A 12,153-nucleotide genomic window follows, 5' to 3' on the forward strand; every position below is an offset into this window, starting at 1 on the left:
GAGTCATTCATCTGTGGAGCAATGCTCCTTTTTTGTGCTTAAAATAGAAAACGGACTCCAAAGGTCGTGATCCATGGTATCATCAGATATGAGCAATATCAAAAAATACAATAAGTTTCCCAGAACATTTATTTATCCAGAAGGGTTGAGACGGCGTGTGAGCGGATGTCAACTTTATGTGGCTGCTGGCAGGAAGAACCCTTTCGTATCTTTTCTGAACCAGGAGTATGTCCACAAACAGAGGGATACTCTCTTGATTTTTCCATAAACAGAACAAGGGTGCCGCCCGATCCTCTGATCTGATGATCGGGCGGCACCCTATTCTACTTGCCGTATATTTACTTGTCTGTATTATCTTATTTGTTCTTAGGAACTTTGAAGCGAGCTTCCGGCTTTCCAACGTAGTTCTCAGGGTGAAGCCGTCTGTCGCGGAACTCCGCACAGGCTGTGTAGAGAACATCTGTGGAAGAGTTGATACCTGTCTCGCAGGAATCCTGGATAACGCCGATGATGAAGCCTACGCCGACAACCTGCATAGCGATATCGTTCGGGATGCCGAAGAGGCTGCAGGCGAGCGGGATCAGCAGAAGGGAACCGCCGGCCACGCCGGAAGCTCCGGCCGCACTTGCTGCTGCCAGTACGCACATGATCAGAGCGGATCCGAAGGATACCTGGATGTCCAGTGTTGTCGCTGCTGCCAGCGCCATGGTGGAGATCGTGATAGCGGCTCCGGCCATGTTGACTGTGGATCCCAGCGGGATGGAGATAGAATATGTATCCTCATCCAGGTTCAGCTTCTTACAGAGCTCCATGTTGACCGGGATATTGGCGGCAGAGCTTCTTGTGAAGAACGCCGTGATAAAGCTCTCTTTTAAGCAGGTGAACACGAGCGGGTATGGATTTTTGCGCACACATATAAATGTAACAAGCGGGTTGATGATAAAAGCGACAACCGCCATACTGCCAACCAGAACAGCGATCAGCTTTCCGTACTCTACAAGTGCACCCAGTCCCTGCTCGGAGATGGTGCCGAAGATCAGGCCCATGATACCGAAGGGAGCACAGCTGATAACCCACTGCACGGCAACGGAAACGGCCTCGGAGATATCCTCCAGGGCTTTTTTCGTGCCGGGGCCGGCCTTCTTGAGGGCTACGCCGAAGATGATGGCCCATGCCAGGATGCCGATGTAGTTGGCGTTCACGATGGCATTCACCGGATTGTCCACCAGGTTCATCAGAAGGTTGGTCAGCACTTCTACAACGCCGCTCGGGGGAGCTACATCACTTGTAGCAGTGTTCTCGGAGAAGGTTACGGTGACCGGGAAGATATAGTGCGCGATCACAGCTACCAGAGCGGCCAGAAGGTTGCCCAGGCAGTAGAGGATCACGATGGCCTTCATGTTGGTCTTCTGTCCTTCGCCCATGTGGCACAGTGCACTCATGACCAGGAAGAATACCAGGACGGGTGCAACGCCGCGGAGCGCCCCAACGAACAGATCTCCGAGAATGGAAATGCCGGTTGCCTGTGGAACAGCAAGCCCCAGGATGATACCGATGATCAATCCGCAGATGATACGCGTTACAAGACTGATGCTGTTCCATTTTTTGATTAGATTTTTCATACTTTTTTTCGCAGATATGTTTGGATCTGCTTCTCCTCTCTTTCTCTCATGATTTCAGTTGCTGTATTTCCTGATAGGACTTATTATCGCATATTATCATCAATAATGCTATAGAAAAAGTGAAAAAACTTGTAAAAAGTAGAATAAATCTTACAAAAATGTTATAAGATTAACAATTAAAATAATGCAAAATGCATAAAATTTGTCAATATATAATTGTAGTCACTGGCCAGGAGTGCTATAATAAACAAAGGCAGGCTGCCGCTATTTTTTATAGAATATTTCTATAAAAACGGGGCAGTAATTGATAGAATATGGAGGTATGTATATCATGGGAGAAGGAAAAAATGATGGAATGATGTGGGCGCTTGTCAAGGAGAAACCGGAAGAGGGACTCTGGATGAAGCGAGTACCCATACCGGAGGTAGGACCGAATGATGTGAAGATCAAGATCCACAAGACAGCGATCTGCGGGACAGACGTACATATCTGGCAGTGGAATGACTGGGCACAGCATACGATTCCCATTGGTCTTACGGCCGGCCACGAGTATGTTGGGGAAGTCGTGGAGACAGGGGAAGGCGTTCGCGGATTTAATATCGGTGACCTGGTGTCCGGAGAAGGACATATCACATGTGGAAAATGCCGCAACTGTCTGGAAGGACACAAGGAAAACTGCAAGGATGCCAAGGGTGTGGGTGTAAACCGCAACGGAGCGTTTGCGGAGTATCTGGTCATCCCGGCTTCCAACGTATGGCCCTGCAATCCTAATATACCGGAAGAGATGTATGCGATTTTCGATCCCTTTGGAAATGCGACCCACACAGCTCTTTCCTATGACGTGCTGGGTGAGGATGTACTGGTGGCAGGCGCAGGCCCCATCGGTATCATGGCAGCAGCTATCGTAAAATTTGCGGGCGCAAGACACGTGGTGGTGACAGATTTCAACGAGTACCGTCTCGACCTGGCAAAGAAGCTGGGTGCTACCAGGGTAGTTGATCTGGGCAAAGAAAAGCTTCCGGATGTTATGAAAGAGATCGGAATGACAGAGGGCTTTGACGTTGGTCTTGAGATGTCCGGTTCCCAGGCAGCGCTCCACGATATGATCCACAATATGAAGCACGGCGGCAAGATCGCGCTTCTCGGACTGCAGAGGACAGATGCCAAGGTGGATCTGGAGACCGTCATCTTCAACGGACTGAACCTGCGCGGTATTTATGGAAGAAAGGTATGGGATACATGGTACAAGATGTCCACTATGCTTCAGGCTGGTCTGGATATCAGCGGCATTATCACGCACCATTTCGACATCAAAGATTACCGCAAGGGATTTGAGGCGATGATTTCCGGAGAGTCCGGCAAGGTGATCCTGGACTGGGCCCATGTAAATGACTGATCGCCGGTCCTGGGGTGATATGCCGGCCCGAAGGTGCCGGGAAACGGCATCGCAGGGGACGTACTATCATCATAGGCTGCGATGAAAATGTACGCAGGAAGCTGCATTAATAATAAGGTAAAGGAGCGAAAAAAGAAAATGGCACGTAAAGACGATATTTTAAGCATTTATGCAAAAGAAGTGGAGGGAATCAAGGAAGCAGGACTGTTTAAAGGCGAGGCGCCTTTCGTTTCTCCGCAGGGGGCAAGAGTCACCATGGAGGATGGAAGAGAGCTCCTCTGCATGTGCGCAAATAACTATCTGGGCCTGGGCGACAGCCCGAGGCTGATCGAGGCTGCCAAGAAAACATATGACGAAAAAGGATTTGGCGTGGCATCCGTGCGATTCATCTGCGGAACACAGGATATCCATAAGGAGCTGGAGAAGACTATCTCCGATTTCCTTGGAACAGATGACACCATCCTGTATTCCTCTTGCTTTGACGCCAACGGCGGACTTTTCGAGACACTTCTGACAGCTGATGACGCAGTGATCAGCGATGAGCTGAACCATGCTTCCATCATTGACGGCGTGCGCCTGTGCAAGGCAAAGAGATACCGCTATAAAAACAACGACATGGAGGACCTGGAAGCTAAGCTGAAAGAGGCTGACGAGGCCGGAGCCAGGATCAAGCTGATCGCTACAGACGGTGTGTTCTCCATGGATGGAATTATCTGTAACCTGAAGGGCATCTGCGATCTGGCAGACCAGTACAACGCGCTGGTCATGGTGGATGACAGTCATGCAGTCGGATTTGTCGGAAAGACAGGACGGGGAACTCCTGAGTACTGCGGCGTGCAGGGACGTGTGGACATTATCACAGGTACTCTTGGAAAAGCCCTCGGCGGAGCATCAGGCGGATACACATCCGGCCGCAAGGAGATCATCGACCTTCTCCGCCAGAGAAGCCGTCCGTATCTGTTCTCCAACTCCCTTGCTCCCGCTATTGCAGGCGCCAGCATTGAGATGTTCAGGATGCTGGATGAGAGCACAGAACTTCGGGATCATCTGGAAGAAGTGACAGCTTACTACAGAAAACTTCTTGTGGACAACGGCTTTGACGTGATCCCGGGCACACATCCCTGCGTCCCTGTCATGCTGTACGATGAGAAGACAGCAGCAGAATTTGCAAAGCGTATGGTGGACAAGGGGGTATATGTAGTTGCCTTCTCCTACCCGGTTGTACCGAAGGGCAAGGCCAGGATCCGTACACAGGTGTGTGCAAGCCATACAAAAGAAGATATCGATTTCATCGTAAAATGCTTCATCGAAGTAAGAGAAGAGATGGGATTGTAATATGTAATTCCGTTAATTCCGGACGTAATACTTTGCAAGAGTATTACGTCCGGAATTAAACTAACTGGTGTGTAATTGTGTGAAATGTCCCTGTGGCAAGTGAGAGGAGAGATATTTTGCCACAGAGAAAAAGACAGGAGAGTAGTACCGGCATATACCACGTTGTTGGAAAAGGAATAGCCCGGGAAAATAATTTCGATCAGACAAGAGAAAAGAAATATTTCCAGAAAATTATCAGAAAATATCAGAGTAAATATGAAGTAAAAATCTATGCCTATTGTATCATGTCGAATCATGTGCATATTATGATAGGGGCAGAGCTTCAGGTTTTATCTTTGTTCATGGCCAGGATCCTGGCAGAATACGCATTTTATTATAATTATAAACACAACCGTAATGGGCATGTGTTTCAGAATCGTTTTACAAGTGAATGTATTGAGACAGAATCTTATTTCTGGAATTGTCTTCGCTATATTCATATGAACCCGGTAAAAGCCGGAATGGTGGCGCATGCAGGAGATTACCGCTTCAGCAGTATGAAAGAGTTCTTTTCTGGGAAAGATCCGCTGATACATCCAGACAGTATACAACTAGTAAAACAGAGATTTTGTGATAGGATGTCTTTTGATGATTTCCATGGAAAGAGGAAGTACGAAATTTTCCAGGATACCTATGAGGAAATGGAGCAGCAGAGGATTGAGATTGCAGAAAGAATCGCAAGAGAAATGTATGCGCAGGCAAAGATGAATTATCTCAGCCAGGTGTTTGAAGAAAAAGAATATCGGGAAGAATATGTGGAAAGGATTCAACAGACACTGCATGTATCACAGCGCAAATCTAAACTTCTATATTCAAAAGTAAAAAATCAGGTAAAAAACAACTGACACAATTACACGGGGAATATTTCATAAAAGCACACCAGTTAGTTTAATTCCGGACGTAATACTTTTCAAAAGGATCACGTCCCCCATCAAATGTGTTATACTATACCCATCATCAAAAAGGAGGTCTACAACGATGGAAAGAACAAATGCATGGCTTGGCTATACACAGGAGCAGCTTGGAGAGCTGGAGCGCATCAACAATTTATACAAATGCTGCCTGGATGAGGGCAAGACGGAGCGGGAGTGCGTGAAAGCTGCTGTCCGCATTGCGGAGGAAAAGGGATACAGGGATTTAAAAGATGTCATTGAGAAGGGAGAATCCCTAAGAGCCGGAGACAAAGTCTATGCGGTGTGCATGGGCAAGAGCATACTCCTGTTCCACATGGGAGAACAGCCTTTGGAGAAGGGAATGAACATACTGGGCGCCCACATTGATTCCCCGCGTATTGACGTAAAGCAGAATCCTCTCTATGAAAGCGAGGAGCTGGCCTATCTGGACACCCATTATTATGGAGGGATAAAAAAATACCAGTGGGTGACTCTGCCGCTGGCTCTTCACGGCGTAGTGGCGAAAAAGGACGGGGCCGCCGTGGATATCTGCATAGGAGAGAAGGAGGATGAGCCTGTCTTTGCAGTGACTGACCTCCTTGTCCATCTGGCAGGAAAGCAGCTGGAGAAAAAGGCTAACATTGTCATAGAGGGCGAGAAGCTCGATCTCCTTGTGGGCAGCAGACCCCTGTCCGGAGAGAGCGGCGGGGAGGACGAAAAGGAAAAAGCGGGGAAAGAGGCGGTGAAACAGCAGATCATGCAGCTCCTGCGCGACAACTATGATATCGATGAGGAGGATTTCTGCTCCGCAGAGCTGGAGATCGTTCCAGCCGGACGGGCCCGGGACTGCGGCCTTGACCGCAGCATGATCATGGCCTACGGACAGGACGACAGAGTCTGCGCATTCACATCCCTGTTCGCCATGATGGACACGGCTGATCTGAAAAAGACCGCCTGCTGTATCCTTGTAGATAAGGAGGAGATCGGCAGTGTGGGCGCTACCGGCATGCACTCCAGGTTTTTTGAAAACACGGTGGCGGAGGTGCTGGCGCTCAGTGAGGGCGAGTCAGAGCTGAAGCTGCGCCGGGCCCTGCAGAATTCCAAGATGCTCTCCTCTGACGTGAGCGCTGCCTATGACCCCATGTACGCGGAAGTATTTGAAAAGAGAAGCTCTGCCTTCTTTGCCAAGGGGCTTGTGTTCAACAAATTTACCGGAAGCAGGGGAAAAAGCGGTTCCAATGACGCCAATGCGGAGTATCTGGCACAGATCCGGCGGGCTATGGATGACCGGAATGTTGCCTACCAGTTTGCCGAGCTCGGAAAGGTAGATGCGGGCGGAGGCGGGACTATCGCCTATATCATGGCAAATTACGGCATGGAGGTCATTGACAGCGGCGTGGCTGTCCTGTGCATGCACGCCCCCTGGGAGATCACCAGCAAAGCCGATGTGTACGAGGCGTATAAAGGGTATAAAGCATTTCTCCAGGAGATGTAATATGTCAGGCTTTGACGGAGCATTTCGGAAAAAGCAGGACCCGTGCATATTATTTGAGAACTTACTGGTTAAGGACTTGACGAACCATGGCAAAAACAGTAAAATATTATGTGCAAATTACTAGATGTTACTAGAAAGAAAAAATTTTAGGAGGTCATTGGAACATGGCAACAAAATGGGTTTATATGTTCACAGAAGGCAATGCGACCATGAGAAACCTTCTTGGCGGAAAAGGCGCCAACCTCGCTGAGATGACAGGCCTGGGACTCCCGGTACCGCAGGGATTTACCGTTACGACAGAGGCTTGTACACAGTACTACGAGGACGGAAGACAGATCAATGACGAGATCATGGATCAGATCATGGCTGCTATGGCTAAGCTTGAGGAGATCACAGGAAAGAAATTCGGAGACAAAGAGAATCCGCTTCTCGTTTCCGTTCGTTCCGGTGCAAGAGCTTCCATGCCTGGTATGATGGACACGATCCTGAACCTGGGATTAAATGAGGAAGTTGTTGAGACTCTGGCAGAGGCTTCCGGTAACCCGCGCTGGGCTTGGGACTGCTACAGAAGATTCATCCAGATGTACTCTGATGTAGTTATGGAAGTTGGTAAGAAATACTTTGAAGAGCTTATCGACAAGATGAAAGAAGAGAAAGGTGTTACACAGGATGTTGACCTGACAGCAGAGGATCTGAAGACTCTTGCAGGACAGTTCAAGGCTGAGTACAAAGAGAAGATTGGCTCTGACTTCCCGTCTGACGCTAAAGAGCAGCTGATCGGAGCTGTTAAGGCTGTGTTCCGTTCATGGGACAACCCGAGAGCAAACGTATATCGTCGTGACAACGACATCCCGTATTCATGGGGAACAGCTGTCAACGTACAGATGATGGCATTTGGTAACATGGGTGATGACTGTGGTACAGGTGTTGCCTTCACGCGTGATCCTGCTACAGGAGAGAACGGACTTTTCGGTGAGTTCCTGACAAACGCACAGGGCGAGGACGTTGTTGCCGGCGTGCGTACACCTATGCACATCGCAGAGATGGAAGAGAAATTCCCGGAGGCATTTGCTCAGTTCAAGAGCGTATGCAAGACTCTGGAGACACACTACAGAGATATGCAGGACATGGAGTTTACTGTAGAGCACGGCAAGCTGTACATGCTGCAGACACGTAACGGTAAGAGAACAGCTCAGGCTGCTCTTAAGATTGCCTGCGACCTGGTTGACGAGGGAATGAGGACAGAGGAAGAGGCTGTTGCAATGATCGATCCCCGTAACCTGGATACACTGCTCCATCCCCAGTTTGACACTGCTGCACTGAAGGCTGCTACTCCTATGGGCAAAGGTCTTGGAGCTTCTCCTGGAGCTGCCTGCGGTAAGGTTGTCTTCACAGCTGATGACGCTGTAGAGTGGGCTGCAAGAGGCGAGAAGGTTATCCTTGTTCGTCTTGAGACATCACCTGAGGATATCACAGGTATGAAGTCTGCTCAGGGTATCCTGACAGTCCGCGGTGGTATGACATCTCACGCAGCCGTTGTTGCCCGTGGTATGGGTGAGTGCTGCGTATCCGGATGCGGTGACATCGTTATGGACGAGGCAAATAAGAAATTCACACTTGGTGGAAAAGAGTTCCACGAGGGAGATGCTATCTCTATCGATGGTTCCACAGGTAATATCTACGACGGTATCATCCCGACAGTAGACGCTACGATCGCTGGTGAGTTCGGTCGTATCATGGACTGGGCTGACAAATACAGGACAATGAAAGTCCGCACAAATGCAGATACACCGGAGGACGCGAGAAAAGCTGCTGAGCTTGGCGCTGAGGGTATCGGACTTTGCCGTACAGAGCATATGTTCTTCGGCGAGGGAAGAATTGACGCATTCCGTGAGATGATCTGTGCTGAGACAGAGGAAGAGAGAGAGAAAGCTCTTGAGAAGGTCCTTCCGTATCAGCAGAGCGACTTCGAGAAGCTGTACGAGGCTCTGGAAGGCAACCCGGTAACGATCCGTTTCCTTGACCCGCCGCTCCATGAGTTCGTTCCGACAGAGGAAGAGGACATCAAGAAGCTGGCAGAGGCTCAGGGCAAATCCGTTGAGAGGATCAAAGAGATCATCGACAGCCTCCATGAGTTCAACCCGATGATGGGTCACCGTGGATGCCGTCTGGCTGTAACATATCCTGAGATTGCAAAGATGCAGACAAAGGCTGTTATCCGCGCGGCTATCAATGTACAGAAGGCTCATCCGGGCTGGAAGGTTCAGCCGGAGATCATGATCCCGCTTGTTGGCGATATCAAAGAGCTGAAATACGTGAAGAAATTCGTTGTTGAGACAGCTGACGCTGAGATCGCTGCTGCAGGAAGCGACCTGGAGTACGAAGTTGGTACGATGATCGAGATCCCGAGAGCTGCTCTTACAGCTGACGAGATTGCTGCAGAGGCTGATTTCTTCTGCTTCGGTACAAACGACCTGACACAGATGACATACGGCTTCTCCCGTGACGATGCAGGTAAGTTCCTTGACGCTTACTATGATGCTAAGATCTTCGAGAACGATCCGTTCGCAAAACTGGATCAGGTTGGCGTTGGCAAGCTGATGAAGATGGCTATCGACCTTGGAAAACCGGTTAATCCGAAGCTCCACGTAGGTATCTGCGGCGAGCACGGTGGAGACCCGAGCTCTGTAGAGTTCTGCAACAAGCTTGGTCTTGACTATGTATCCTGCTCACCGTTCCGTGTACCGATTGCTCGTCTGGCTGCTGCTCAGGCTGCGATCGCACAGAAGAAGAACTGATCACAGCAGAATATAGTGTGGTAAATAGAAAAGCCCGCCTCAGAGATGAGGCGGGCTTTTTATATGCTGTAGCTTATTTTCGTCTGACCAGACTGTCCGGTACCAGTCCTGTATTGTAATCCAGCTGCGGAGCTTCATAGTCCGGTTCCGCCCTCTGCCGGGTGTAGCCGGTGTAGTCCCAGGAGGGGGATGCCCCGTCCTTATACCAGGAGCGCTGTTCCCACCAGTAGCCCCGGAAAGGATCGCGTATCTGGTCCATGTGGGAGAGAAGACGCTTCATCATATTGTCCCTCACGGCGGAGGTGTTTTCTTCCAGAATGAGGTTGCGCATTTCAAAGGGGTCTGTCTCCAGGTCGTAGAACTCATCCTCAGACAGGAGGTTGATCACCAGCTTATAGCGCCCGTCATAGATACAGCGCATGGGCTGCCAGCCTCCGAAGCCGTCATGGTCGATCTCGTAGCGCCCGAATTCCATGAAGATATCCCGACGCGAGGGCTGCAGCTTTCCGCACACCAGCGGAAGCAGGCTTTCGCCCTGCAGCATCATGGGCTTTTCAAAGCCGAAGAAATCCCACACAGTGGCGGCAACGTCAATGTGTGAAACAGGCGTATCTATCACTCCAGTCCCCTGTCCCCACAGAATGAGAGGGATGTGGGTGATCTCCTCGTAGGCGGCAGGCCCCTTCGCGTAGAGACAGTGAGACTGCGCCATATCTCCGTGGTCGCTTGTGTACAGGATGGTGAAATCCTGCCCCAGGATTTCCCTGGCTGCATCTGTGACACGTCCGATCTCACTGTCCACAAAGCTGTTGCAGCCGAAAAGCTCCTTCATCCGGATCGAGAGAGCATCCCGGTCTTCAAATCTGCGAGGGCCGCTCCAGGCCTGCTGGTGAGACGGCTTGTCCTCCAGCGTGTCCCAGACGTTTTCCCGCTTGGGGAGGCAGAAATTGCTGTACATGCTGGCATAGGGCTCGGGACAGAGGGAGGGGTCATGCGGTTCATCATAGCTCAACACGAGGAAAAAGTCCTCTTTGCTGTGAGCCTTGATATAATCTATCGCGCGCTCTGAGCAGCGGTGAGCATAGGTTTTTTCGGCAGGCCAGCCCTCCCGGTACATGGTCTGGCTGTCCCGGGATTTCCGCCTGTCTTCTTCTGACAGCTCGTCCAGATAGTTCCTCATATCGTACCAGTAGTCAGGGTCCCATCCATCCGGGCAGACGCCTAGGCCGAAATAGTCTCCTCCGTCCAGATGCCATTTTCCGATATAACCGGTGGCAATTCCCCGGTCAGACAGGCGCTGTCCGATCGTCTTTACATTTGCGCCCAGGGCGAGTGAGTTGGCAAAGGAGCCGTTGACACAGGGATACTGCCCCGTGAAAAGGGCGCTCCTTGCCGGACCGCACACAGGCTGCGTAGTATAGGCTTTGTCAAATTTTATCCCCTCCCTGGCCAGGGAATCAAGGCAGGGGGTGGAGATGCCGCTGTTTTCATAGCAGCTTACCATATCAAGCCTCTGGGTGTCTGTCATGATCATAATGAATTGCTTCAATTTTGTGTCACTCCTTGTTTGGTTTTTCTTTTATTATACGGGTCATTCCTTTTGGTGTACATGGTGAAAGGGGAACGGGATATGGACAAATCAGAAGAAAAGAGATAAAATCCAGGTAGTGACCGCAGGAATTCAGGGGGATGGACAATACTATGTATACACAGACAGGATGGATGTGCCCGGAACCGGGACAGGTGAGGCTTAACGGGAAAGAGAAAATGACGCTGGTGAGCTGCGGGCGTTTCAGGCTGCTCCGCAGACAGATGGCGGAGACTGTCCGGCCGGATGGGAGACAGGACTGGCAGATCATCTATGTGAAGTCAGGAGCAGGAGATTACTGGACAGATGGAGAGTGCCGGCATGTCACGGAGGGACATATCATCCTTTACCGTCCGGGGGAGCCGCAGAGATACAGGAACGAGCTGGCAGACCAGCCGGATATATACTGGGTCCATTTTGCCGGGACTGAGGTGGACAGTGAGCTGGAAAGACTGGGATTTAGTCAGGGACATATCTTCTATGTGGGCAGCAGCCGGGAATACGACTGCCTGTTCGAGAAGATCATTGCAGAGCTGCAGGTAAAACAGTGTCATTTCCAGGAGCTGACAGAAGCGTATCTGAGGCAGCTGCTCAGCCTGTTCGCAAGGCACAGGGCGGTCCAGACAGGCGCGGCAGTGCGCCGTACAGCCGAGGTGGAGGCGGCGGTGCGCTGGTTCCACCAGAATTTCAGCCAGCCCTTCTGCGTGAGTGAATATGCAAAGTCCTGCGGCATGAGTCCCAGATGGTTTACACAGCAGTTTACACGCCAGATGGGAGTCAGTCCCCAGCAGTACCTGACAGGCGTGCGGATGGAGAAAGCCTGTGAGCTGCTCGCTCTGCCCGAGCCTGTCAGCGGGGTCAGTGAGCTTTTGGGTTATCAGAATCCACTGTATTTCAGCCGTGTTTTCAGAAAGCATATGGGGATGTGTCCGACAGAGTACAGAAAAAAATATTGCAGCAGTCCGGAACAGCCTTTTGTGGTATAAT

The 12,153-nt window shown here is 50.5% G+C and carries 8 protein-coding genes; 6 read left to right on the forward strand and 2 right to left on the reverse strand.

Annotated elements, in window-relative coordinates; genetic code table 11:
• Positions 1 to 356: 356 nt before the first annotated feature.
• Positions 357 to 1,622, reverse strand: coding sequence for a serine/threonine transporter SstT (sstT, locus tag B5E62_RS12560; RefSeq protein ID WP_087174893.1), 1,266 nt, complete (start codon positions 1,620 to 1,622; stop codon positions 357 to 359).
• A 331-nt stretch (positions 1,623 to 1,953) separates the two neighbouring features.
• On the opposite strand from sstT, the gene tdh reads away from it, so the two are divergent.
• The 5 genes from tdh to ppdK all read left to right on the forward strand — a co-directional run bounded on the left by tdh (position 1,954) and on the right by ppdK (position 9,578).
• On the forward strand, positions 1,954 to 3,018 hold the full coding sequence (tdh, locus tag B5E62_RS12565) for an L-threonine 3-dehydrogenase (protein WP_087174923.1): 1,065 nt from the start codon (positions 1,954 to 1,956) through the stop codon (positions 3,016 to 3,018).
• A 138-nt stretch (positions 3,019 to 3,156) separates the two neighbouring features.
• Positions 3,157 to 4,353: a glycine C-acetyltransferase gene (locus tag B5E62_RS12570; RefSeq protein WP_087174924.1), complete on the forward strand. Its 1,197-nt coding sequence runs from the start codon at positions 3,157 to 3,159 to the stop codon at positions 4,351 to 4,353.
• A 116-nt stretch (positions 4,354 to 4,469) separates the two neighbouring features.
• Positions 4,470 to 5,237, forward strand: coding sequence for an REP-associated tyrosine transposase (locus B5E62_RS12575; RefSeq protein WP_087174894.1), 768 nt, complete (start codon positions 4,470 to 4,472; stop codon positions 5,235 to 5,237).
• Positions 5,238 to 5,370: 133 nt separating this feature from the next.
• Complete coding sequence (locus tag B5E62_RS12580) at positions 5,371 to 6,780, forward strand: aminopeptidase (protein WP_087174895.1); 1,410 nt, start codon at positions 5,371 to 5,373, stop codon at positions 6,778 to 6,780.
• Positions 6,781 to 6,944: 164 nt separating this feature from the next.
• Positions 6,945 to 9,578 carry a pyruvate, phosphate dikinase gene (gene ppdK / locus B5E62_RS12585; protein WP_087174896.1) on the forward strand — a complete coding sequence of 878 codons (2,634 nt, stop codon included), beginning with the start codon at positions 6,945 to 6,947 and terminating at the stop codon, positions 9,576 to 9,578.
• A gap of 73 nt (positions 9,579 to 9,651) precedes the next feature.
• On the opposite strand, the gene B5E62_RS12590 is transcribed toward ppdK, so the two are convergent.
• Positions 9,652 to 11,127: a sulfatase-like hydrolase/transferase gene (locus B5E62_RS12590; protein ID WP_330398127.1), complete on the reverse strand. Its 1,476-nt coding sequence runs from the start codon at positions 11,125 to 11,127 to the stop codon at positions 9,652 to 9,654.
• A gap of 152 nt (positions 11,128 to 11,279) precedes the next feature.
• On the opposite strand from B5E62_RS12590, the gene B5E62_RS12595 reads away from it, so the two are divergent.
• The gene (locus B5E62_RS12595) at positions 11,280 to 12,152 is read left to right on the forward strand and encodes a helix-turn-helix domain-containing protein (protein ID WP_162610307.1); all 873 of its coding nucleotides are present in this window, start codon (positions 11,280 to 11,282) and stop codon (positions 12,150 to 12,152) included.
• Position 12,153: the final 1 nt, after the last annotated feature.

The sequence above is a fragment of the Lachnoclostridium sp. An118 genome (assembly GCF_002160985.1).
In the GTDB taxonomy this organism is placed as follows: domain Bacteria; phylum Bacillota; class Clostridia; order Lachnospirales; family Lachnospiraceae; genus Claveliimonas; species Claveliimonas stercoravium.